The organism is Sphingomonas sp. GW821-FHT09B04, assembly GCF_059418285.1.
Map to the genome: position 1 here is coordinate 421,202 of NZ_JBWKPO010000003.1, position 23,927 is coordinate 445,128.

Annotated in this window: 21 protein-coding genes; 9 read left to right on the forward strand and 12 right to left on the reverse strand. The window is 65.9% G+C overall.

The annotated features are described in order from the left end of the window. Positions 1-37: 37 nt before the first annotated feature. Entirely contained in the window at positions 38-1,270 is a 1,233-nt protein-coding gene (locus AC07NK_RS11600) for a TCR/Tet family MFS transporter (RefSeq protein WP_495170752.1), read from the reverse strand. 238 nt (positions 1,271-1,508) lie between these two features. Between AC07NK_RS11600 and AC07NK_RS11605 the strand changes: the two genes are divergently transcribed. Together AC07NK_RS11605 and AC07NK_RS11610 are read left to right on the forward strand one after the other, a co-directional pair. Further along, entirely contained in the window at positions 1,509-2,720 is a 1,212-nt protein-coding gene (locus tag AC07NK_RS11605; RefSeq protein ID WP_495170753.1) for an acyl-CoA dehydrogenase family protein, read from the forward strand. A 141-nt stretch (positions 2,721-2,861) separates the two neighbouring features. Beyond that, positions 2,862-3,932, forward strand: a complete 1,071-nt coding sequence (locus AC07NK_RS11610) for an acyl-CoA dehydrogenase family protein (protein WP_495170754.1) — start codon at positions 2,862-2,864, stop codon at positions 3,930-3,932. Positions 3,933-3,958: 26 nt separating this feature from the next. Here the strand turns inward: AC07NK_RS11610 and AC07NK_RS11615 are convergent, their stop codons facing one another. The 6 genes from AC07NK_RS11615 to AC07NK_RS11640 all read right to left on the reverse strand — a co-directional run bounded on the left by AC07NK_RS11615 (position 3,959) and on the right by AC07NK_RS11640 (position 7,185). Next, complete coding sequence (locus AC07NK_RS11615) at positions 3,959-4,408, reverse strand: hypothetical protein (RefSeq protein WP_495170755.1); 450 nt, start codon at positions 4,406-4,408, stop codon at positions 3,959-3,961. Positions 4,409-4,531: 123 nt separating this feature from the next. Next, positions 4,532-4,816, reverse strand: coding sequence for a hypothetical protein (locus AC07NK_RS11620; protein WP_495170756.1), 285 nt, complete (start codon positions 4,814-4,816; stop codon positions 4,532-4,534). After that, positions 4,813-5,424 (reverse strand): DedA family protein, encoded by a 612-nt coding sequence (locus AC07NK_RS11625; protein ID WP_495170757.1) that lies wholly within the window; start codon positions 5,422-5,424, stop codon positions 4,813-4,815. The genes AC07NK_RS11620 and AC07NK_RS11625 overlap by 4 nt, the downstream gene beginning before the upstream one ends. Positions 5,425-5,427: 3 nt before the next feature. Next, positions 5,428-6,027, reverse strand: coding sequence for a class I SAM-dependent methyltransferase (locus tag AC07NK_RS11630; protein ID WP_495170758.1), 600 nt, complete (start codon positions 6,025-6,027; stop codon positions 5,428-5,430). Positions 6,028-6,227: 200 nt separating this feature from the next. Next, positions 6,228-6,701 (reverse strand): YbaK/EbsC family protein, encoded by a 474-nt coding sequence (locus AC07NK_RS11635; protein WP_495170759.1) that lies wholly within the window; start codon positions 6,699-6,701, stop codon positions 6,228-6,230. Between the two features lie 43 nt (positions 6,702-6,744). Next, entirely contained in the window at positions 6,745-7,185 is a 441-nt protein-coding gene (locus tag AC07NK_RS11640) for a hypothetical protein (RefSeq protein WP_495170760.1), read from the reverse strand. A 244-nt stretch (positions 7,186-7,429) separates the two neighbouring features. On the opposite strand from AC07NK_RS11640, the gene AC07NK_RS11645 reads away from it, so the two are divergent. The 4 genes from AC07NK_RS11645 to AC07NK_RS11660 all read left to right on the forward strand — a co-directional run bounded on the left by AC07NK_RS11645 (position 7,430) and on the right by AC07NK_RS11660 (position 13,446). After that, positions 7,430-10,285 carry a TonB-dependent receptor gene (locus tag AC07NK_RS11645; RefSeq protein ID WP_495170761.1) on the forward strand — a complete coding sequence of 952 codons (2,856 nt, stop codon included), beginning with the start codon at positions 7,430-7,432 and terminating at the stop codon, positions 10,283-10,285. Positions 10,286-10,499: 214 nt separating this feature from the next. After that, positions 10,500-11,789: a spinster family MFS transporter gene (locus tag AC07NK_RS11650; protein ID WP_495170762.1), complete on the forward strand. Its 1,290-nt coding sequence runs from the start codon at positions 10,500-10,502 to the stop codon at positions 11,787-11,789. A gap of 275 nt (positions 11,790-12,064) precedes the next feature. Then, entirely contained in the window at positions 12,065-13,024 is a 960-nt protein-coding gene (locus AC07NK_RS11655) for a poly(ethylene terephthalate) hydrolase family protein (RefSeq protein WP_495170763.1), read from the forward strand. Beyond that, positions 13,021-13,446 carry a hypothetical protein gene (locus tag AC07NK_RS11660; protein WP_495170764.1) on the forward strand — a complete coding sequence of 142 codons (426 nt, stop codon included), beginning with the start codon at positions 13,021-13,023 and terminating at the stop codon, positions 13,444-13,446. The genes AC07NK_RS11655 and AC07NK_RS11660 overlap by 4 nt, the downstream gene beginning before the upstream one ends. Here the strand turns inward: AC07NK_RS11660 and AC07NK_RS11665 are convergent. The 3 genes from AC07NK_RS11665 to AC07NK_RS11675 all read right to left on the reverse strand — a co-directional run bounded on the left by AC07NK_RS11665 (position 13,431) and on the right by AC07NK_RS11675 (position 18,189). Beyond that, positions 13,431-14,075: a TetR/AcrR family transcriptional regulator gene (locus AC07NK_RS11665; RefSeq protein WP_495170765.1), complete on the reverse strand. Its 645-nt coding sequence runs from the start codon at positions 14,073-14,075 to the stop codon at positions 13,431-13,433. The genes AC07NK_RS11660 and AC07NK_RS11665 overlap by 16 nt on opposite strands. Before the next feature lie 61 nt (positions 14,076-14,136). Continuing rightward, complete coding sequence (locus AC07NK_RS11670; protein ID WP_495170766.1) at positions 14,137-15,783, reverse strand: amidase; 1,647 nt, start codon at positions 15,781-15,783, stop codon at positions 14,137-14,139. A 75-nt stretch (positions 15,784-15,858) separates the two neighbouring features. Then, complete coding sequence (locus AC07NK_RS11675) at positions 15,859-18,189, reverse strand: TonB-dependent receptor (RefSeq protein ID WP_495170767.1); 2,331 nt, start codon at positions 18,187-18,189, stop codon at positions 15,859-15,861. 222 nt (positions 18,190-18,411) lie between these two features. Between AC07NK_RS11675 and AC07NK_RS11680 the strand changes: the two genes are divergently transcribed. Then, positions 18,412-19,416 (forward strand): GlxA family transcriptional regulator, encoded by a 1,005-nt coding sequence (locus AC07NK_RS11680; RefSeq protein WP_495170768.1) that lies wholly within the window; start codon positions 18,412-18,414, stop codon positions 19,414-19,416. 75 nt (positions 19,417-19,491) lie between these two features. On the opposite strand, the gene AC07NK_RS11685 is transcribed toward AC07NK_RS11680, so the two are convergent. Continuing rightward, on the reverse strand, positions 19,492-20,718 hold the full coding sequence (locus AC07NK_RS11685) for an NAD(P)/FAD-dependent oxidoreductase (RefSeq protein WP_495170769.1): 1,227 nt from the start codon (positions 20,716-20,718) through the stop codon (positions 19,492-19,494). A 7-nt stretch (positions 20,719-20,725) separates the two neighbouring features. Further along, positions 20,726-21,181 (reverse strand): MarR family winged helix-turn-helix transcriptional regulator, encoded by a 456-nt coding sequence (locus AC07NK_RS11690; RefSeq protein WP_495170770.1) that lies wholly within the window; start codon positions 21,179-21,181, stop codon positions 20,726-20,728. A 99-nt stretch (positions 21,182-21,280) separates the two neighbouring features. On the opposite strand from AC07NK_RS11690, the gene hmgA reads away from it, so the two are divergent. Continuing rightward, positions 21,281-22,606 (forward strand): homogentisate 1,2-dioxygenase, encoded by a 1,326-nt coding sequence (hmgA, locus tag AC07NK_RS11695; RefSeq protein ID WP_495170771.1) that lies wholly within the window; start codon positions 21,281-21,283, stop codon positions 22,604-22,606. Positions 22,607-22,640: 34 nt separating this feature from the next. Continuing rightward, on the forward strand, positions 22,641-23,900 hold the full coding sequence (gene fahA / locus AC07NK_RS11700) for a fumarylacetoacetase (RefSeq protein ID WP_495170772.1): 1,260 nt from the start codon (positions 22,641-22,643) through the stop codon (positions 23,898-23,900). The last annotated feature ends 27 nt before the right edge of the window (positions 23,901-23,927 follow it).

The window sequence follows — 23,927 nt, forward strand, 5'->3', positions numbered from 1 at the left end:
AGCGAGATAGGAAGCCGTTTCGCCGGCGCAACTGCCGTTACGCGGCCGGTCCGGATTCGGCTTCTTCGCGCTTGTGGACCTTGGGCACGACGCGCAGCACGATGATGATCAGCGCGGCGAAGGCAAGGGCGGCGGCGACGACGAAATTGCCTGCGTTGAACCCGTGTTCCGCTCCCCCTGCCAACGCCTGGGTGAGCGCCAGCGGCCCGACGATCAGCGCGACGCTGTTTAGGCTGGCGATGCCGCCCTGCAGCGCGCCCTGACGGCTGGCGTCGGTCATGCGCGAGAGCAGGGCGTTCATCGACGGGAAGGCGAGCGCCTGGAACGCGCTGACCGCGAGGATGACGTAGATCATCCAGGTTTCGCGCGCGAAGACATAGGCGGTGAAGGCGAGCCCGCCCGCCGCCATGCCGAGCACGACGGTGCGTTCTTCGCCCCACGCCTTGATCGCGCGGCCGGTGACCAGCATCTGCACCGCGGCCATGCACAGGCCGGTGGCGGCGAGCGACAGGCCGATCATCTTCTCGTTCCAGCCGAGCGTGATCTCGCCGAAGAACGCCCAGGTCGCGGGATAGACCATGTGCGCCAGCTGCCACAGGAACATGGCGGCGAGCAGCCAGCCGGCGTTGCCCGCATGGAAGATCGGCTTGAACCCAGCGAAGATGTGCGCGTCGCCCCAGCGGAACGGGCGGCGGCCCTCCGGCTTGATCGTCTCGGGCAGCATGGTGAGGATCCAGATCGCGTTGAGCCCCGCCAGCACCGCCGCGGCGATGAACGGGGTTCGCGGACCGAAACCTGCAAGCAGGCCGCCGAGCGCCGGCCCGAGGACGAAGCCGATACCGAATGCTGCGCCCATCAGGCCGAAGGTGGCACCGCGTTTCTCGGGCGGGGTGACGTCGGCGAGGACGGCATTGGCTGGCCCGAATGAGGCGCCGGCGATCCCGGCGATGACACGGCCGAGGAACAGCCAGCCGATCGTCGGGGCAGCGGCCATCAGGGCATAGTCGATCGAGAAGGCGATCATCGAGAACAGTAGCACTGGTCGCCGTCCGATCGCGTCGCCGAGCGTACCGAGGATCGGACCCGCGAAGAACTGCGCGATTGCGAAGGCGAACAGCATGTAACCGCCGATCCGCGCGGCATCTTCAAGCCCGACATGGGCGAGCTCGACGATCAGCCGGGGAAGCACTGGCATGATGATGCCGAAGCCGATCGAGTCGACCATGACGGCGGCCAGCACGATGGGCACGGCACGATGATGGAAGCGCATGGGATCCCCTTTGGGTGCGGCTTTTAGCCGGTGCGCGGCGGCCTGTCGCGGGGGATTGCGAGACTGCTGCCAAAACGGCGCTTGACCTGCTTCTGGCCATACCGCAAACTCGAAAAATGACTTCGAGGCCGACTCCGACAGGGGGCGGGCCGGAGAGCAAAAGAGAACATGTCGGTGCCGATATTTGGTCGCGTGCAATAGCGCGTGTCTCCGGCGCGGAGGGTAAGAGGAGAGTAAAGTGGCAACCCTGGCAGAACCGGCGACCGAAAACGGACTCGATCCATTCCGTACCGAGGTGCGCGAATGGCTGGCGGAGAACTTCCCCGCGTCGCTCAAGGGCAAGGACAACACCATGTCCGCGGTCGAGGGGCCGACCGAGGAGACGCCCGACCAGGCCGCCTGGCGCAAGGCGATGGGCGCGAAGGGCTGGGGCGTCCCGACCTGGCCGGCCGACTATGGCGGCGGCGGCCTCTCCCGCGCGCAGGCCAAGATCCTGGCGGACGAGATGGCGAAGGTCGGCGCGTGGAACCCGATCGGCGGCATGGGCGTGATGATGTTCGGCCCGACCTTGCTGGAATATGGCAATGAGGCGCAGAAGCGCGAGCATATCCCGGCGATCGCCAAGGGCGAGGTGCGCTGGTGCCAGGGCTATTCGGAACCCAATGCCGGTTCCGACCTCGCCAATTTGCAATGCTTCGCTGAGGATAAGGGCGACCATTATCTGGTCAACGGCCAGAAGACCTGGACCAGCGGTGGGCAATGGGCGGACAAATGCTTCTGCATCGTCCGCACCGACAAGACGCAGAAACAGGGCGGCATCACCTTTGTCCTGATCGACATGGACACGCCGGGGGTCGAGGTGAAGCCGATCCAGATGATCAGCGGCATGTCGCCGTTCTGCGAGACCTTCTTCACCGATGTGAAGGTGCCCAAGGAAAACCGCGTCGGCGAGGAGGGGCAGGGCTGGACGATCGGCAAGCGTCTGCTTCAGCACGAGCGGACGAACCTGTCGGGCGGCGGATCGCGGCTGATGCCGAGCGGGCCGTCATTGGCCGATATCGCCAAGAAATATGTCGGCGCGGATGCTGAAGGCCGCGTCGCCGACCCCGATCTGCGCGCGCGGATCGCGAAATGGGAGATGGACTGGCGCGCCTTCCTGCTCACCGCGATGCGCGTGCAGGCGGAGAGCAAGGCGGCGGGCGGGGTTTCCGAGGTGTCGTCGATCCTCAAGACCGTCGGCACCAAGCTGGGGCAGGAGCGCGCCGAGCTGCTGATCGAGATCCAGGGGATCGAGGGACTAGGCTGGGAAGGCGAAGGCTTTAGCGAAGCGCAGCTCAAGGGTACGCGCGGCTGGCTCTTCGGCAAGGCGACGACGATCTATGGCGGGTCGACCGAGATCCAGAACAACATCATCGCCAAGCGGATTTTGGGGATGCTGGACCACCAGTGACGCGCCCATAGCCATCATCCCGGCCCTGTGCCGGGATCCACGGTGCCGCGGGCTCCGCGCGAGAGGCTCGATGACATCGTTCGACGCGCGGTGGATGCCGAACCAGTCCGGCATGACGAAGGGTTTTGAGAGGAAAGACAGATGGCGGTTCTGACTGACGAACAGACGATGCTGCGCGACATGGCACGCGACTGGGCGGGGAATGAAAGCCCGGTGAACGCGTGGCGCAAGGTGCGTGATGCCGATGAGCCGGCGGGCTATGATGCCGGCACCTGGACGACAATGGCCGAGATGGGCTGGACCGGGATCATCATTCCGGAAGCGCAGGGCGGCAGCGACTTTGGCTGGCTGAGCCTGGGGCTGGTGATCGAGGAACTGGGCAAGACGATGACGGCGAGCCCGCTCGCGGCATCGGCGGCGGCCGCATCGGCGATCCTGCTCGGCGGGAGCGAGCCGCAGAAGGCCAAGTGGCTGCCGCGCATCGCCAGCGGCGAGCTGGTGGCGACGCTGGCGGTGGACGAGGGGCCGCGCTTCGATCCGGCGGCGATCGCGGCAAAGGTCGAGGGCGGCACGCTCAGCGGCACCAAGGCGTTCGTCGCCGAGGGCGACAGCGCCGGGCTGTTCGTGGTTGCGGCGACCGACGGGCTGTATCTGGTCGAGGCTGGTGCTGGCGTGACGGTTTCGCGCCGGCATCTTGCCGACTTTCGCAGCCATGCGCAGGTGGTCTTCGACGGCGCGGCGGCGGACAAGCTGGCGGAGGGCGGCGACGGGCTGTTCGACGCGGTGCTCGATCGCGCGGCGGTGCTGGCGAGCGCCGAAATGCTGGGTATGGCCGGCGCGGCGTTCGACACGACGCTCGCTTATTTGAAGCAACGCGTGCAGTTCGGGCAGGTGCTGGCGACCTTCCAGGCGCTGCAGCATCGCATGGCCAATCTGTTCAGCGAGATCGAGTTGATGCGATCGGCGGTCGAGGCCGGCTTGGCCGCGATCGATCGGGGCGGGGACACGCGCCAGGCAGCGTCGCTGGCCAAGGGCAAGGCCAATGAGGTCGGCCATCTGATGAGCCGCGAGCTGATCCAGCTGCACGGCGGCATCGGCATGACCGACGAATATGACGCCGGCTTCACGCTCAAGCGGATGCGGGTGCTCGAGCAGATGTGGGGCAATGCGGCGTACCACCGCGACCGCTTCGCGCGGCTGAGCGGGTTCTGAGGGGCGGCCATAGTTCGGGGCGGTCGCTAATGGCCGCCCTGGCAATGGGCGAAGATCACTGATCCGGCTTTCAGATCGAACTCGACATCGATGTTTTGGCATCCGCCGTCGAAGATGAGCGGCAGGGCTTCGGCGTCCTTGAACCAGCGGCGTTCACCCGCCTTCATCCCGTCGGGCGGGGGGCAGTTGAGCGCGACCGCCCCGGCGCTCTTCGGCCCAAAGTCCCTGGCGATGCGGCAGGCCTCATCATTGCTGGGATGGTGTGGGATATAGTCGTGCGGGATATAATAGACTGCTGATACCCGATCCCGGGACTTGAACGCATAGGTTCGCGCATAGCGCTCGAGCGGCTCGGCGTCTGCCGACAGCTTCACCTGTCGCTCGATGCTGTCCATGATCTCGGCTTGTCGCCGCTCTTCGGGAGACGAGCAGGCCGAGAAGCAGAGGATCACGAACAGGGCAGTGTGCGGTTTCATGCCGGCCAGCGTCGCAGGCGCCGGAGCGCTCCGCAATGGGGTCCTTGGTGTGGTTGGGTGGGCCTTGAGGGGCGGCAGCAGCGATTGGAGAGGTGGCCGTCGGTTAGCGGGACCGATCCGGCTTCAAACCGCCAGGGTTCTAGCCACGATGAAGGGGATCGCACCCACGATCGCGACGATGACCATGCGGACGAGCAGATAGCTGCGGACGTCGCGGCGCGAGAACATGGTGCGCAGGTACCGAAAATTCCCGGCCAGGGTCAGCAGCGCGCCACTGAGGACGGCGTAGGCGAGAAACGTCGCGACTGGCACGCCTGAGAGGCCAAGCTTTGCCGGCAGAATGACCATGACGGCGAAGTTGACGGCGAATGGCAACAAGAGGTCGGGCCTGATGAAGGGCTGGATCATGCCTGACCGCCCCTGCGCGCGCGACGGATGATGCCGGCCAGCGCGAAAATCAGAAATTCGGCGGCGACGAGCGCGATCGACGCCCGCAAGCCGACATCGAACAGGGAGCGCGAGGTGCCCTTCAGGACGAAGCCGAGCAAGAGGAAGGGCAAGTTCCAGACAAGAATGCCAAGCGTCGCAGCAGTGAGGAATGAGATTGCCGGCAGCTTGAGGACTCCCGCGGGCAACCCGAGATAGACCCGCGCCACCGGAATCGTCTGGCCGAATGCCGTCGCCCGAAAGCGGTTGCGCCGATAGGACGCTGCCAGCCGCTGGTAGGTCGGCAGCGGGAACAGGACATATTTGCCGAAGCGCGCGACAAGCCGCTCTATGCGCCGTTCGCCCAGCGTGCGACCGATCGCGAACCACCCGGCCGAACCGCACAGCGAGCCGATCACCGTGATCCCGAGCACCATGGTCAATCGCGGCAGATCGGGCGCGCTCATCCCCAGCGCCATCAGCATGACATAGGACGGAACGACGGGGATGAACTTCTCAAGCGCCGTGACGAGGAAAACGCCCATCAATCCAAGGGATAGCAGGTCCGCAACCAGGTCGGGGCGAGGCATGCGTCAGTCTGCCTTCGCCTGGCGGGCGACGATCCGGTAGACCGAAGCCGGGGGTATATTCCGCCGGATCGTGGCGACGCGAAACGCTTCCAGGCCGAGCCGCTGAAGCACCGCTTCCGGGACCGGGCAGTTGCGGCCATAGGTGAACAAATAAAGCGGCGCGCCACCGCGCATCCGCATGAAGGTGGCGCGCAAAATCGCCTCGACCTTTGCCGGCTTCATGTTGAGCAGACCGAGCCCGCAAACCGCGGCCCCGAACAAATGCGAGGGCGACCCGTGCGTCTCGGCCAGGTCGGCGGCATCGATGCTGAGGATGTTTGCCTGCGGAAAGCGCCGCTTGAGCAGTCGCGCGAAGCCGTCGTCATATTCGACAAGGGTCAGATCGCGTTCCGCGACACCCCGATCGAGCAGCGCCTGCGTGAAAACCCCGGTCCCCGGGCCGAGTTCGAGCACCGGCCCGGTTCGCGCATCGATGTCACGCGTAATCAATTGAGCCAGCGCCTTGCTCGACGGGGCGATCGCCGCGACGCTCAGCGGGTTACCCAGCCAGGCGGTAAAGAAGCGGAGGCGGTCGAGGGACGATGTGACCGCCGGCTTGCGCATCCTGTTGGTCTTTTTATGGGCATTCCAACGCATAAAGGGGCGTCCAGTTCGTCTCATGATGCTTCGCATCGATCCGGTGGCGGCGACTAGCCAATTGGCGGCGGAAGGAAGCGCGAGGGGAAACATGGAATCATAGCGCTACCAATAGCGATGTACTATGGCAATACAGTGATACACTGACCGTGAATGCGGCGTGCATCTCAACCCTCCGCAGGCGGGCCGCAGATATCGATCCATTCGGCTTCGAGCAGGGTGGCGAGGCGATCCGGCGCGATTTCGACCGAGCTGTTGCGCGAGCCGGCGGCCGGGAAGACGGTGGCGAAGGCGCGCAGGCTGACGTCGCAATAGATCGGCAGCGGGTCGGGGAGGCCGAAGGGGGAGACGCCGCCGATCGGGTGGCTGGTGGCGGCGAGCGTCTGCTCCGGGTCGAGCATGCGCGGTTTGCCGCCGAGCGCTGCCTTGGTCTTCTGATTGTCGAGCCGGGCGTCGCCGCGCGCCACCACCAGCACCACGCGCTCATTGACGCGCAGCGCCAGCGTCTTGGCGATCTGTCCGGGCGTCACGCCGAGCGCCGCTGCCGCCTCGACGACGGTGGCGGTGCTTTGTTCGGCTTCGATGATCGACAGGTCAGGCGCGCGCCGGGACAGGTCGTCCCGTACCGATTCATAGCTCATGGCGGGCAAATAGAGCGGACGGCCTGAAACGCCAATGCGCTGATCACATCATTTCAAAGTTGATATAATAGACGTTGACGCTGCGGACGCGCCCGCCGCTGAACTCGACGATCATTCCGCTCCAGACGCCGCGCGGGTCGCGCCAGGAGAGCTGGCTCTGCTGCAGCATCATGCGGTGCAGTTCCGACTTCTCGTACAGCGCCGCGCCGCCGCGCCGGTCGTCGCCCCAGCCCGCGGGCACCACGATGTACCCGCCCGCTTCCGCCGCGCGGATCGCCGTCTCCTTTGAAGAGCCGATCGCGATTCCGAGCGCCGTGCCGTCGGTATAGGTCTCTGAGAAGTTGAACAAAGGCGGGCGGTAGCTGGCCGCGCGGTGCGGATCGGTTCTGCCGAGCTCATAGGATCGCGCATAGGCAAGCGCCCAGACGCCGATACCGACGGCGAGGACGATTCCGGGAAGGAGCCACTGCCAGCGCTCGCGCATCGGGTCAGCATATCGTGAATGCGACGCTGTGCAACGCGCGGCACGCGCACGGAAATGGGGCGGTTTCGAACAAGCGTTCAGCATACCCTATATGCTGCACTGCCGCGCGAAACGTCCGAACTCCGCTAGTGTAAGTGGCAATTTGCAACGGTTTTGTTGGCTTGACCGCAAGCCGTATAAACGATCTATTCGAGTTTGCGGTATGGAGCCGGGAGGCGCTCCAACCCGAACGGGAGTGGGATCTATGAAACGGATTAGCCTTTTCTCGGCTGCGGCCATTCCGGCGCTTGCCATTGCCACGGCGTCGCCCGCCTTCGCGCAGGATGCGCAGTCGGAAGCCGAGCCTGCGGCCGCCGCCGGGGAAATCGTCATTACTGCGCAGGGACGTGCGCAGCAGCTGGCCGACGTGCCGCTGGCCGTGTCTGCGGTGAATTCGGAGCAGATGCAGAATTCCGGGGCGAACGACATTCGCCAGCTCAATCAGGTCGCGCCGTCGCTGCTGGTGTCATCGACGGGCAGCGAGGCGAACGGATCGGCGCGCATCCGCGGCATCGGTACGGTGGGCGACAATCCCGGCCTCGAAAGCTCGGTCGCGGTGTTCATCGACGGCGTTTATCGCTCGCGCTCGGGCATCGGCCTCAACGAGCTGGGTGAGATCGAGCGCGTTGAGGTGCTGCGCGGGCCGCAGGGCACGCTGTTCGGGCGCAACGCATCGGCGGGCATCATCAGCATCGTGTCGAAGGCACCGTCGTTCAGCGGTTTTTCGGGCGGCGCGGAGGCGACTTACGGCAATTTCGACCTGTGGCGGTTCAGCGCCAACCTCAACGTGCCGCTGGGCGAGACGCTCGCAGCGCGGGTGGACGGCGTCTATGTGAAGCGCGACGGCTTCTACTATGACTCGACCAACAAGACCGACGTCAACGATCGCGACCGCTTCTTCGTGCGCGGACAATTGCTGTTCGAACCGTCGAGCGATCTGCGCATCCGCCTGATCGGCGACTATACCAAGCGCGACGAGAAGTGCTGCGGTGCGACCTATGTCAGCAACAGCGTCAATCCGTATATCGGCAATCTCAACAACCCTGCGATCCCGCTGCAGCAGCCCGGCGCAGTGCCCGGGCGCACCAACGACAGCGGCAACAATATCGTCAACGTGCTGACGGCGCTGGGCCAGAAGCCCGCGCTGCTCAACGCGGGCTGGTCGCGCGAGCTGTCGGTGTCGCCCGGCCGGACCTATGGCGGGCGCACCGAGGATTATGGCGTATCGCTTCAGGCCGACTGGAGCTTCGGCGACACGACGCTGACCTCGATCACCGGCTATCGCAATTACTTCAGCAGCCAGGCGTCGGACACCGACTATAGCGCGGTCGACATCCTCTATCGCGCCGACAATGACGGCTCCTCGCGCCGGTTCGAGACGTTCAGCCAGGAACTGCGGCTGCAGGGCGCGGCGTTCGGCGGCAAGCTCGACTGGCTGGTCGGCGGCTATTTCGCGAACGAGAAGCTGACCGCGACCGACAATCTGCGCTTCGGTAACCAATATGGACGGTTTGCGAGCTGTCGCATCGTTTCGCCGGGCGGGCTTTCGGCGCTGTATTCGCCGACCTCGCCCGCATGTCTTGCCGCGCGCCCGGCGCTGTTCGGCGCGGCCTCACCGCTGATCTACGCCGCGTTCGACAATCTCGATTCGATCAACGATCGCGGCACCACGCGCGACACCTATCGGCAGGACAGTCGTAACTGGGCGCTGTTCACGCACAACATCGTCCACATCACCGACACGCTCGATCTGACCCTGGGCCTGCGCTACACCAACGAGCGCAAGAAATTCCGCGCGGCGTTCGGCAACGACAACACTGCCTGCGTCGCCAATCAGGCGTTGCTCGGGGCCTTCGTCAACCCCAATAGCCCGGGGTTCAACACCGCGCTCTTCGCGGTCTCGCAATCGCTCATCAACCTGTCGTGTCAGGGCAATTCGACGTCTGAACTCAACGGCGTTTCGATCAGCGATGAGCGCAAGGAGGACCAGTTCACCGGCACCGCAATCCTGTCGTGGAAGCCGATGCAGGACCTGCTCCTCTATGCGAGCTTCTCGCGCGGGTACAAGGCGGGCGGCTTCAACCTCGACCGGTCGGCACTCAAGGCGCCGGTGGCGTCCTTCGCCAGTGCGGGAGGGGCGCAGGCGCTGGTCAAGAACCTGCAATTCGATCCCGAAGTCGTCGATGCGTTCGAGATTGGCGCGAAATACTCGACCGGGCCGTTCAGCCTGAACGTCTCGGTCTTCCGCCAGCAGTTCAAGAACTTCCAGCTCAACACGTTCGACGGCACGGTGTTCATCGTCCAGAACGTCAATGGCTGTAAGAAGGATCTGGGCGGCGCAGACCGCGACCAGAGCGCCAACCCCGGCTCTGCCAACTATATCGCGCCGGTGATCGCGCCGGGCACCGCGTTCGACCTCAATCCGGCGTTGAAGACCGGCGCGTGCGCAAAGGGCGATGTCGGCTATGGCGTGAGCTCGACCGGCGTCGAACTCGAGGCGACTTTGGTGCCGCATCGCGACATCCGCATGAGCCTTGGCCTGACCTATGCCAACACCAAATATCGCGATCATCTGGTCGGCAACGACAGCGGCGCGCCGCTCAATCCGGCGTTGCGGATGCTGCCCGGCGACAACCTCTCCAACGCGCCGGAGATCGTCGCCACCGGATCGTTCGCATGGACGCCGGATATCGGTTCGAGCGGCCTGTCGGGGCTGTTCTACGTCGACACCCGACTGACCGACGATTTCAACACCGGGTCGGACCTGTTCCCGCAAAAGGAGCAGACCAGCTATGTCGTGGTCAATGGCCGCGTCGGTATCCGCGGCAAGGACGAGCGCTGGGCGCTGGAATTCTGGGCGCAGAATTTGTTCAACGAGAAATATGCGCAGGTGGCGTTCAACTCGCCCTTCCAGCAGGGCGGGTCGACCACGCCGCCCTATGCGGCCGGGTTCACCGCGATGCCGTTCGCGGATCCGCAATTCCCGGGCGGCCGCCAGATGTTCTCACAGTTCCTGGCCGAGCCGCGTACCTATGGCATCACCGGGCGGATCAAGTTCTGAGGCGGAGGGTCGGGGGCATATTGATCGCGATGCCGTCACCCCGGCCTCGTGCCGGGGTCCACGGTGCTGCAGCGGCAACCCTCGAGCCTCTCGTCCAGCGCTTGCCTCCCGGTGGACCCCGGCACAAGGCCGGGGTGACGGATGGGGTCAATTGGAACGGATAATCAGGGCGAGTCCGGGTTTCAGGACTCGCCCTTTTTCATGAAGGGCGACGATGGCTGAACTATCGACGGACGAGGTCGCGATCCGGCGGCGCAAGGTGACGCTGGGACTGCTCACCGCCGCCTATTTCTTCAGCTATATGGACCGGCAGATCCTCGCGATCCTTCAGGAGGATATCCGCCGCGAGCTGCTGCTGTCCGACACGCAGCTCGGGCTGCTCGCGGGGTTCGCCTTTGCGATCTTCTACGCCACATTGGGCCTGCCGGTGGCGCGCTGGGCCGATCGCGGCAATCGCATCAACATCATCGCCATCGCGCTGACGTTATGGAGCGGGATGACCGCGGTGTGCGGGCTCGCCCAGAACTTCGTCCAGCTGCTGCTCGCACGGATCGGCGTGGGGATCGGCGAGGCCGGGTCGAGTCCGCCGAGCCATTCGATTATCGCCGACCTTTATCCGCCCGAGAAGCGCGCGGGGGCGATGGGCATCTACTCGCTCGGCGTCGTGCTGGGCGCGGCGGGCGGGACGATGATCGGCGGCACGCTCGCGCATTTCTTCGGCTGGCGCGTGGCGATGTTCGCGGTGGGTATCCCCGGCATCGTGCTGGCGGTGGTGATCAAGCTGTTCGTGGTCGAGCCGCGCCGTGGCCTGTCCGATCCGGGCCATGTGCCGGCGGCCCATGCCGCGATGCCCAGCTTTGGCGAGGGGTTCCGCTCGCTGTTCGCCAATCGTGCGGCGGTGCATCTGGTGATGGGCGTCACTATCACCTCGCTGATCGGCTATGGCCAGACGGCGTTCGGGCCGAGCTTCCTGATCCGTGCCGTCGGCCTCGACAAGCTCCAGATCGCATCGATCGTCGCGCCGGTCGGGGCGATTTGCGGGACGCTGTCGGCGGTGCTCGGCGGGTGGCTTGCCAACAAGGCGGCGGAGCGCTGGGGACTGCACAGTCAGGCGTGGCTGGTGCTGGTGATGAAGGGGGTGGGGCTGCCGCTGTCCTTCCTGTTCTTTGCATCGTCTGACCCGTGGATCGCGGTACCGATCTACTGGGCATCGCTGATCCTGGTGAACTCCTATCTCGGCCCGACCTTCGCGTTGATTCAGGGGCTGGCGCCGCTGCGGATGCGCGCCTTGTGGGCGGCGGTGACCTTGCTGGTCATCAACCTGATCGGGCTGGGGCTGGGACCGACGATGATCGGGGTGATTTCCGACGCGCTCAAGCCGTCGCTGGGCGACGCCGAAGCGTTGCGCTGGGCGATGCTGACCTTCGCTGCCGCGACGCCATGGGCGTTGTTTCATTACTGGCGCGCCGGGGTGTGGCTCAAGCGCGGCGCGGCGCTGGGCTGAGCCGCCTTCGACCGGGTCTGTGGCGTGAACGAACCAATTAGGCATATTATATACATTCATTCTTGATTGTATGTAACTGTGAGCATAGGCTCCGAAGGCCGGCGGAGATCGGCGAATGGGAGAGGATTATTCGCGCATCCGCGGTGGCGGGTGCGGGTCTGCACGCATGCGCACGCTCCTGCTCGCCTGCCTTTGTTCGGCCGGACCGTCCGGCTCGCCGTCAATCGCCGTGCCGCGGTTCGGGAACGAAGAACAATAAGCGCAAGGAGAGGCAGATGAAGGGATTAGCTCGGGCGATCACGCTCGTTTCCGCCGCCGCACTGGCCGTACCGGCCGCCGCCCAGTCGGTGCCGAACGCACCCACCGGACCCATCGAGACCAAATATTACGCCAACGGGCCATCCGCGACGACGCAGACGCGGTCGACGGCGGCGTGCGATTCCAAGGGCAACCAGTGCGATGTCTTTTACCCGAGCAACATGACAGCCTCGCAGGACCGGCTGCCGCTGGTGGTGTGGGCGAACGGCACCGGATCGACGCCGGACAATTACACACTGTGGCTCAAGCATCTCGCCAGCTGGGGCTTTGTCGTGGTGGCGACGCGCGACCAGCAGACCGGATACGGCAACACCGCGCTCGACTCGCTCGCCTATATGCGCGCCGAGGAAGCCAATCCGGCCAGCCCCTTCTATCACCGGATCGATTTCACCAAGGTGGGTGCAGCGGGCCATTCGCAGGGGGCGTCGGGGGCGGCGAATGCGATGTTCAACTCGAACGGCGTGATCACCACCACGGTAACGCTCGAGCTTCCGGCCCAGATGTGGTGCAATCCCGCGGACAATTGCTTGCTGACCCCGGCGCTGACCGGCGGCTCAGGATCGATCTTCTACGTCAGCGGCACCGCCGACAGCATGATCGCGCCCGACACCCAGAATGGCGGCACGCAGCTCAATTCGCAGACCGCCTATTATAACGCGACCCCGGCAACGATGCTCAAGGCCAAGGGGCTGCTGCGCGGCGCCAACCACAACGACATCAGCGGCACGCCGGGCTGCGGGCTGCTTGGTTTCCTGCGTGCCTGCTCCAATGGCGTGTATGGCTATATGGGCTTCCCGACCGCGTGGTTCGCATGGCGGCTGAAGGGCGACACGGCCGCTGGCGCCGCCTTCAAGACCGGCACCGGCGAGTTCTTCACCGCTGCCGCCTGGACCGGGCGGGTCAGCAACATCCCGTGAAGAAGCTATTCGTCATTGCGGCGATTGCACTCGTTGCGGTGGTCGCTGCCCTGATCGGGTGGCGGCCGTCGCAGAACGAACCCGAAGCCGGGGTGGTGGCGGTGACGCCGGTCGAGCGGCCGGGGGCGACAGCGTCCCCGGCTCAACCCGAGCCAGTGCCGAGCGCTTCTGCCACCCCGGTGCGGACGGCGATCGAGACCGCGATCCTCACCTCGATCGGCGATCCGGGTGCCGAGCTGCGCGGCGTCACCGTCCGCCGCGATGCGCCGCATATCGCGTGCGGAGAGAAACGGACGTCGAAGGATCGCGGCTTCCGGAGGTTCGTGTGGCTGGGGCATTTGAAGATGCTTGCGACCGATGACGGATCGGGCAGTTTTGCGGGTGTCGCTACGGTCTGCCGGGAGGGTCAGCCGGTCCCGTGAGTGGGGCGGCCACGCGCGTCGATTGCCCCCGCGCGGACCGCACCGTCGATCAGCAACCGGAGAAAATCGATCGAGCGCCGCATCTCATCGGGATGGGGCGCAAGGAGCTGTCCGATTGAAAGCCCGCGCACCGCCCACACGAGCAGGCGGATCCCGGGTAGCATTTCGGCTGCGTCCGCGCTGCCGAATTGCTGGTCGATCGCGGCTAGCGACATGCGCTCGACCGCTGCCTGCATCGGCGCGACGCGCGCGGCGAGGTCGGGGTCGCTGCGCGATGCCTGGAGGATTTCAAGTACGGCCAGCCCCGAAGGCTTGCTCAGCACTTCCCAGAGCATGTCAGGCCAGTCGGACAGCCGTGCGCCGCGGCCGCCGTCCGCCGCCATTTCCTGATAGGCGCGCTGTTCCCGCTCATAGACGGAACGAATGACCTCAGCCATCAGATCGGCGCGGGTCTTGAAATGATGGTGCAGCGCGCCGCGGGTCAAGCCGGCCTCGTCGGCGATCAGCTCGGTCGTGGCGCCGCTATATCCCTTGCGGTGGAGCAGCCGGATCGCCGCATCGAGCAGCGCCTCCCGCGTTTCCGCGGTCCGCTCGGTCTGTGTCCGTCGTTTCGGTATTGCCGCTGTCACATCGATCCTTTCCGCCCGCCAGTCTGGCGGGGCGGGGGAAGGTCCGTCAACCGGCGAAGGGTCAATCCTGACGCCGGAAAGCGGTCGCGAAGCGCGGCATTTCGCTGACCGACCGCACATAGGTGGGTGGGCTGCGCCGGGGCAGCAGCTGCTCGAGCGCGGCGCCGGTCGCGAGCAGCGGCCCGTCGCTCCACGCCGGACCGATCAGCGAGATGCCGAGCGGCAGTCCTTCGATCTGGCCCATCGGAAGGGTGAGGTGGGGGTAGCCTGCGATCGCGGCCATCGTCGTGATCGAGGTCATGCGCGGGCCGCTTCCGACGAGGTCGACGACAGGAGCCACATCGGTGGTGATGCCGATCAGCGCGCTTACCTTATACTCGGTGCAAAGCCGATCGATGCCCTCGGTGCCTGCCATCCGCCGTGCCTTGCTGACCAGCGCCTGCCAGGTGAGGGCGTCCGCAGACGGAGCGCCGAGCGCACGCACGAACAGCTCCTGCCCGAACAAGGCGGTCTCGCGCGGTTCGGCCCCGTTGAACGCGATCAGCTGCTCGAGCGATCGCACGCGCACTTCGGGCGCTGCCGCGGCGAGATAGTTGCCGATGCTTGTCCGGAAATCGGAGACGAAGATGTCGAGCTGCATCGCGCGGAGCGGCGCTTCGTCATAGCCGGGCACCTCGACGATCTCGGCGCCCGCGGCGCGCAGGCGGTCGAGCGTTTGCGCGAGCAAAGCCTGACGCGGGTCGCCCGGCGCCGCGGCGCCGTCGGGCCGGACGACACCGAGCCGGACGCCCTTGAGGCTGGGCGCGCGGACCCGCGCGGTATAATCCTCGCGCCGGCTCGCAGCCTCGGCGGTGGCGGGGTCGGCGCCATCGGGACCGGCGATGATCGAGAGCAGCAGCGCCGTATCGGCCACCGATCGCGCGAGCGTTCCCACCGTGTCCTGCACCGGCGACAGCGGAACGACATGGGTGCGCGGGACAAGGCCGAGCGTCGGCTTGTACCCGACCAGCCCGTTGAACGCCGCGGGGCCGATGATCGACGAGTTGGTCTCAGTGCCGAGCGCCACGGGCGCCAGGCTGGCGGCGACCGCGACCGCGCTGCCCGAGCTGGACCCGCCGGGGCTGCGGTCGAGCGCATAGGGATTGCGCGTCAGCCCGCCGATTGCGCTCCATCCGGCAAGACTGCGAAAACCGCGAAACTGCGCCCATTCGGACAGGTTCGCCTTGCCGAGGATGATCGCCCCGGCGGCGCGCAGCCGCGCGACCGCGGGCGAATCCCGGCCGGTGCGATTGCCCTTGAGCGCGAGCGATCCGGCGGTGGTCGGCAGCTCGCGGGTCTCGATATTGTCCTTGATGACGATCGGCACACCGTGGAGCGGCCCGCGCAGCTTGCCCTGCTTGCGCTCGGCATCGGCGCGTTTCGCTTCGTCCTGCGCGTTCGGGTTGAGCGCGATGATGCTCTGCAACTGCGGCCCGTTGCGGTCGATCGCTTCGATCCGCGCGAGATAGGCGTCGACGATGCGCGCCGAGCTCAGCTTGCCGCTTTCAAGATCGGCGACCAGCTCGGACAGCGAACGCTCGATCACCTCGGAACGGTAGCGCGACGGATCGGCAGCGCGGGTGCCACCCGGCGGCGATGCGGCGGCGGCGTGCGTGCCGTTCATGGTCAGCAGGGCGAGGGCAAGCGCAAGACGAAGATGGGAGTGCATCGAAACTCTCTGCTGGAGGAGGGTGGCCGCTCGCACGCCGGGGTGGCTCCCATCGGCGTACGAGCGACCATAAGCTCACTGGCGATAGGTGACCGTCAGGCCGAAGGTTCGCGGCCGGATCGTCTGGGCGTAATAGGTCGGATCGGTCGCCAGCCCGTTGCGGGTCAGGTTGAGCCGGGGGCTGTTGTCGAACAGATTGTTGACGAACACAGATGCGTCGAGCGTCTTGCCGCGATAGCCGATCCGCGCGCTGGTCTCGCCGAACCCGTCATTCTCGCTCAGCGTCGGATCATAGCCCGAGGCCTGAGGATTGTCGAAGCGCGCGAACCGGCCGTTGTTGCGGCTGCGATATTCGTGGATGAAGCGCAGATAGCCTTCGCCCGATCCGATCGGGGCGGAATATTCGCCCGTCAGCGTGATCTTCCAGGGCGGCACGTCGCTGACCACCGCGCCCTTTTCGACGAGGTAGACGCCGTTGGTGACGATCGAGCTCTTGTAGCGCGTCTTGTTATAGCCGACCGCGGCGTTGAGCGAGAGGCCGGGCAGCGGGGCTGCCGACACGTTGATGTCGAACCCGTTGCTCTTTGCTGCGCCGAGGTTGGCGATGAAGCCGCTCGCGCATCCGCTGAACTGGACGTAGCTCTGGATGTCGCTCCAGTCGACATGATAGGCGCTGGCCTCGAACCGCAGCTTGCCGAGCTTTGCCTTGGCGCCCGCCTCATAGCTCCACAGCGAGTCCGAATTATATTCGGTCGGTGCGCTCGCCAGCCCGAGCTGGGCGAGCGCGGCGTTGCAGAGCGGGGTCGATTGCGTCCCTTGATTGGCGCCGCCGATGCGGAAGCCCTTGGCCGCGCTGACATAGAGCAAGGGCCCGCCTTCGGGCTTCCACGACAGGCTGACGCGCGGGGTGAAGGGGGTGTCCTGCTGCGACCCCGACGCCGACTTAGGCCCGCGGTTGAACGGCCCGTTGAGATCCTCGCGGAACGAGAAGCGCGTGTCGGCGATGCGCCCGCCCGCGGTGAGCGTCAGGTCGCCGAGGCGGACGTCGACGTTCGCGAACGCGGCGAGCTGTTCCTCGCGATAAATGCCGTCGGTAGTGTAGCGTACGATCCCGTCGATCGCGGGCGAATTGAAGAAACCGGCGAAGAAATTCGCATAATAGGGGTCTTCGATCCGCGCCGCGAACCCCTGTTTGTTGCGCTGGTAAAAGCCGCCGATCAGCCAGCTGATCGTGCCTTCCGCATCGGATTGCAGGCGGATTTCCTGGGTGAAATTGTCCTGGCGGCTGCGCGTGCGGCTGACCGCGCCGGTGAAGGCGGCGGGGAGTTGCTGCGGGATCGGCAACTGCCCGCTGAACAGGCGGTACAGGCCGAAATCGAGCGTGCTGAAGTCGATGTCGCTGCGCGCACGCCGAACCAGATAGGAGCTGACCGAGGTCGCGGTGAGCGTGCCAATCTCCGCCTCGATCTTGAGCGCGGGAAGGTAGAAGCGGTCGCGCATCGGCTGGGCGAGCAGACGCCCGCTCTTCAGCACGCCGTCTTCGGGCCGCGACAGGCGCGGATAATATTGGCCGCGGTCGTGCAGGTGCAGGTCCTGAAAGTTGAAGGACGGCAGGATGCGAACGCCGCCAAGATCGAGGTTGACGACTGCCTTGAAGGTCTTGGTCGTGGCGCGGTCCGAATTCGCATCGACCACGGCGCCGGTGCGTTCGTCGACCCGGTCGATATAGCCGCCGTCGCGGCGCCAGGATCCGCTGAGCCGCACGCCCGCGACGCCTTCGATCAGCGGAAAGCCGACCGCCGCGCCGGCTTCGTACGACATGCCGCCATGCTCGGTCGCCGCGACCTCGCCGCGCGCATAGATATCCGTACCCGAGACATCCGGGACCGGGGTGATGAAGCGGATCGTGCCGCCCATCGATCCGGCGCCGAACAACGTGCCTTGCGGGCCGCGCAGCACTTCGACCCGTTCGAGGTCGAAGATGGCGGGAAGCGGCGCACCGGCTTCGCTGGCGTTGGTGTTGCGCGGCTGGACCGGCGTGTCGTCGATATAGATGCCGGTGGTTGCCGCGCCGACCACCGACTGGATCCCGCGTACCGCGATGTTGGGCGGCTGGAAGCTGCTTTGCGGAATCAGCGACAGGCCCGGCGTCTGCGCGATCAGGTCGCCGACATCGCGGATGCCCTGTTCGTCGAGCTTCGTGCGGTCATAGCCGGCGACACTGGCTGGCACATCGCTCAGCCGCTCGCTGCGGCGGTTGGCGGTGACCACGACTTCGTCGGGCAATTCCGCTTCCTGTGCGGGTGCGGTCTGGGCGTGCGCCGCGCCGGTTCCTGCCGCCAGCGCGCAGGTTCCGGCCATCCCGAGTCCGGCGATCAGCAGCCGGTGTGCGTTGAACTTGTGCATATTTCCTCCCCGATCCGGGACTGCGGCGGGTCTCCTCTTGCGGGCCTCGCCGTCGAAATCCGTCCCTGCCCGCGATTATCGGGGGCCGTTGCGGCGCGGGCCATCGGCAAGAGGGCTGGATTCGCGCCAATTGACGGTCAGGCTGCGCCACGGACCGGGCAGGGGCATTCCCGAGGCACGAAGACCCGCATAGATTAAGGCGACCAACAGGACCGGGACGAGATGGGACAGGACGGCATCACCGCGCAGGCGGGCGATTCGGGGGCACGGACGATCACTTTCGTCGCGTTCGACCAGGTCGCCCTGATCGACCTGTTCGGCCCGCTCGAAGTGTTCGTGATCGCAAACAGCATGGCCGGCGGCGGGCGCTATCGGATCGAGCTGGCGTCACTGCGCGGGGGGACGATCGTGGGGGTAGGGGGCGTGCGGATCGAGACGATCGCGCTCGACGATGCAATGGCTGCGGACGCGGATACACTGATCGTCGCGGGTAGCGGTGCGATCCTGCCCGAGGCCGAACTGGCGGCGCTTGTCCCCTGGCTGAACGCGCATGGCCCCGCCTATCGGCGGGTGTGTTCGGTGTGCACGGGTGCGGTCATCCTCGCGCGTGCCGGGCTGCTCGACGGACGCCGCGCGACCACGCATTGGGCTGCGCTCGACGCGCTTCAGCGCGAGCATCCTGGCGTTGCGGTCGAACGCGGGCCCGTCTTTGTCGAGGATCGCGATGTGTGGACCTCGGCGGGGGTGACGGCGGGGATCGACCTTGCCCTCGCGCTGGTCGAGCGTGACCTTGGCCATCGGATCGCGATGGCGGTGGCGCGGACGTTGGTCGTGTTCATGCGCCGGCCGGGCGGGCAGCCCCAGCTCAGCCATGTGCTCGCCGCGCAGACCGCGTCGGACCCGGCCTTCTCCAACCTGCTCGCGTGGATTGCCGATAATCTTGCTCGCGATTTGTCGGTCGCGCGGCTGGCCGAGCAGGTCGGGATGAGCGTCCGTAGCTTTGGCAGGCTGTTCCGGCAGGCGGTGGGCGACACGCCCGTCCGCACGGTCGAACAGCTGCGGTTGCGCGCTGCAGCCGACGCGCTGACGACGGGCGACCGATCGATCAAGGACGTGGCGCGTGTGACCGGCTTCGGATCAAGTCAGAATCTGCGCCGCGCCTTTCTTCAGCATCATGGCGTGACGCCGGGGATCTATCGCGAGCGCCACGCAGAAGGGGCCGCTTAGGGCTTCGTCACCCCGGCCTTGTGCCGGGGTGACGCCTGAAAAAATGTCGGCCGGAAACCCGGATGCCGATCAGTCCTACCCCACCAGTTCCTTGAGCGGGGTTGCGGCGTCGGCGAGCTTCGCCGGATCGATCGCGAGGCGTTCGACCACCAGTTTGCGACCCTGAACATAGTCCTTGGTCGCATTGACGCAGTCGAGCGCGATGACGTGGCCGTCCTTCAAATAGATGACCGAGAAGCTGCGCGTGGCGGGATCGCCGCGCACCACGCTCGCGTCATGGCCGGTCGAAAGGCCGACGGTCTGGAGCTTAAGGTCATACTGGTTCGACCAGAACCATGGCACCGCGTCATAATGCACTTCGACCCCGGCGATGGTCTTTGCCGCGACGGTCGCCTGATCATTGGCGTTCTGCACCGACTCCAGCCGCACCGGCATGTCGTCGGCATAATGATTGGCGTGGAGCGCGCAGTCGCCGATCGCGAAAATGTCGGGCAGCGACGTGCGGCAATGCCCGTCCACCGCGACGCCGTTACCGCCCTCTGCGCCCGCGTCGATCAGCGGCTGGACGGCGGGAATGATGCCGATGCCGACGATCACCATTTCTGCCGGAATGACCGTGCCGTCCTTGAGGCGGACGCCCGTTGCCTTGCCGTCTGTCGTTTCGATACAGTCGACCGCGACGCCCAGCCGGACATCGACGCCGTGCGCGCGATGCTCGTCCTCGAAGAAGCGCGACAGCGGCTCGCCGGCGACGCGCGCGAGCACCCGGTCAAGCGCTTCCAATAGCACGACGCGCTTGCCCGCCTTGGCGAGCACCGCGGCGGCCTCGAGCCCGATATAGCCGCCGCCGATCACCACCGCCTGAGTCACGTCCGGCAGTTCGGCGACCATCCGGTCGGCGTCGGCGCGGGTGCGTACGGTGTGGACGCCCGTGGCATCGTTTCCGCTACAGCCCAGCCGTCGCGGTGCGCCGCCCGTCGCCCAGATCAGATGGCCATAGCCGATGCTCGCGCCGTCCGCGGTCGTGACATGATGGCCTTCGGGATCGACGCTCGCGACGCGGCGGCCCAGCAGCATCGCGACCTTGCGCTCCTCCCAGAAGGCGGGGGGACGGATCAGGATGCGCTCGAACGCTTTCTCGCCCGAGAAATACTCTTTCGACAGCGGCGGACGCTCATAGGGAAATTCGGGTTCGTCGCCGATGATCGCGATGCTCCCTTCGAACTTGGCCTGGCGCAGCGCGATCGCCGCCTGTGCCCCGCCATGTCCCGCTCCCACGATCAATATGTCGTACCGTTCCATAAGCCCCTCACTCGTCCCGCGCCGCCAGGATGCGCACCAGATCTTCCAGCAGCTCCGCGCGGTCTTTTCCCAGCGCCTCGCGAAGCTCTTGATCGAAGTCAAGCGCGCGCGCGGACAGATCGTCGAACACGGCGCGGCCCTTGTCGGTCAGTTGAAGCCGCTCGGTCCGGCGGTCGCTGGGAGATTGTTCGCGTTGCAGCAACCCCTCGGCCTCAAGCGTGCTCACCGCACGGCTGAGCTTGGATTTTTCCGTATGCGACCGGCGCGAAACCGCGGCGGCGGTCATCTCGCCGTAGCTGCCCAGATGCGCGAGGATCCGCCACTCGGTCCGGCTGATGCCATAGCTTTCGCGATACGCGACCTCGAACCGCTTGCCGGTCCGCTCCGCAGCCTGATTGAGCAGATAGGGCAGGAATCGTTCGAGGTCGAAATCGCCCCGTTTCTGATCGCCTTGGTTCGACATGCCCGCTCCTGATCGCCCGACCGATTGCTTATCGTTGCATATGCATCTATTGCAAGGTCTAATGGTTGCATATGCAACGAATCGGTGATGGAGGCCGCGATGACCGCGAGCGTTTTGGCAGCGACCGGCTACATGCCGGGGTTCGGCAACGACTTTGAGACCGAGGCGCTGCCGGGCGCGCTGCCGCAGGGGCAGAACTCGCCGCAGCGTTGCCCCTATGGCCTTTATGCCGAGCAATTGTCGGGGACGGCGTTCACCGCGCCGCGCGGGCAGAATGAGCGCAGCTGGTGCTATCGCATCCGCCCGAGCGTGCGGCATGTCGGACGGTTCGAGGCGATCGACGTCCCGCACTGGAAGTCGGCGCCGCATGTCCTTCCCGACGTCACCAGTCTTGGGCAGTATCGCTGGGATCCGGTGCCGCATTCGGGGGAGGCGCTGACCTGGATCACGGGGATGCGCACGGTGACCACAGCGGGGGACGTCAACACCCAGACCGGGATGGCGAGCCATGTCTATCTGGTCACGCAATCGATGGTCGACGCCTATTTCTATTCGGCGGACGGCGAATTGCTGGTTGTGCCACAGGAAGGGCGTCTGCGCTTCTGCACCGAGCTCGGCGTCCTCGAAATCGCCCCCGGCGAGATCGCCGTGCTGCCCCGTGGCCTCGTCTATCGCGTCGACGTGATCGAGGGGCCATGCCGCGGTTTCGTCTGCGAGAATTACGGGCAGCCCTTCGACCTGCCCGAGCGCGGTCCGATCGGCGCGAACTGCATGGCCAATCCGCGCGATTTCAAGACGCCGGTCGCGGCGTTCGAGGACCGCGACGTGCCATCGACGGTGACGCTCAAATGGTGCGGCCAGTTTCATCGCACCGCAATCGGCCATAGCCCGCTCGATGTGGTTGCGTGGCATGGCAATTACGCGCCGTACAAATACGACCTCGCCACCTACAGCCCGGTCGGGGCGATCCTGTTTGACCATCCCGATCCGTCGATCTTCACTGTGCTGACCGCGCGCTCGGAGATTCCGGGGACCGCGAATATCGACTTCGTGCTGTTCCGCGAGCGCTGGCTGGTCGCCGAGCACAGCTTCCGCCCGCCCTGGTATCACAAGAATGTGATGAGCGAGCTGATGGGAAATATCTATGGCGCCTATGACGCCAAGCCCGACGGCTTCGCGCCGGGGGCGATGAGTCTTCACAACTGCATGCTGCCGCACGGGCCGGACCGTAACGCGTTCGAGAAGGCGAGCACCGCTGACCTTGCGCCCGAGAAGCTCGATCGCACGATGAGCTTCATGTTCGAGACGCGTTTCCCGCAGCACCTGACCCGCTGGGCGGCCGACGAGGCGCCGATGCAGCCCGATTATGCCGATTGCTGGGACGGGCTGGACAAGAAGTTCGACGGCACGCCCGATCCGGCGTGACGCCGCTCCCTTAATCTTCCTCTGAAAGGCCGATATGCCCCTGTTGCGATCCTGGGTGGATAGCGCGAATGCGTCCGCTTGCCCGTTTCCCCTTAATAACCTGCCGTGTGGCGTGTTCAGCACGAGGGATACTCCAGCACGCTGCGGCGTCGCGATCGGCGACCGGATTGCCGACATCGCTGCACTCGAAGCCGCAGGCGTGGTGAAGTTGGCGGATACGCCGCTGTTCGCCGAGCCGTCATGGAATGCAGTGATGGCGGCGGGGCCCGCGGTGTGGCGGGCGTTGCGCGAAGCACTGACCGACCTGCTCGCCGAAGGGTCAGCGCAGCGCGAGGCGGTCGAGCCGCACCTCGTTCCCATGGCGGATGCGCGGATGCACCTGCCGTTCCGGGTCGCGGGATACACTGATTTCTATGCAAGCCGTCAGCACGCCTTCAATGTCGGGACGATGTTCCGCGGGCCGGAGAATGCGCTTCCGCCCAACTGGCTGCACATACCGATCGGTTACAATGGCCGCGCATCGTCGGTCGTCGTCTCGGGCACTGAGGTGCGGCGGCCGTGGGGGCAAGTGAAGGCTCCCGATGAGCCGGCACCCTGCTTCGCCCCGTCCGCGCGGTTCGATATCGAGCTTGAACTGGGCGCGGTCGTCGGCACCGGGTCCGTCGATCCCGTCACGGTGGCGGAAGCGGATGCCATGATCTTTGGCTATGTGCTGCTCAATGACTGGTCGGCGCGCGACATCCAGGCTTGGGAATACCAGCCGCTCGGCCCGTTCCAGGGCAAGGCTACCGCGACCACGATCGGCGCGTGGATCGTGACCCGCGCGGCGCTCGAGCCGTTCCGTGCACAGGGTCCGGTGCGCGAGAAAGCGCTGCTGCCCTATCTCGATGAGCCGGGGCCGATGCTCTACGCCATCAACCTTGAAGTCGGCCTGACCCCCCCGGCGGGGGAGGAGACGGTCGTCAGCCGCACCAGCTATCGCGAAATGTATTATTCCGCCGCGCAGCAGCTCGCGCACCACACCACCGCAGGATGCCGGATGGATGTCGGCGATCTTCTGGGCACGGGTACGATCTCGGGGCCCGACGCCGGTAGCTATGGCAGCCTGCTCGAGCTGAGCTGGGGCGGGAAACAGCCGATTCGTCTGGACGATGGCGAGCGGCGCAGCTTCCTCGAGGACGGCGACGCGGTCGCGTTGCGCGGCTGGTGTGAAGGCGATGGATACCGGATCGGATTCGGCGATTGCGAAGGCCGGATTCTTCCGGCGCACGCGGATCCGTACCAGCGCGGCTGAAGCCTGATTCGCCGATTACAATGGGCC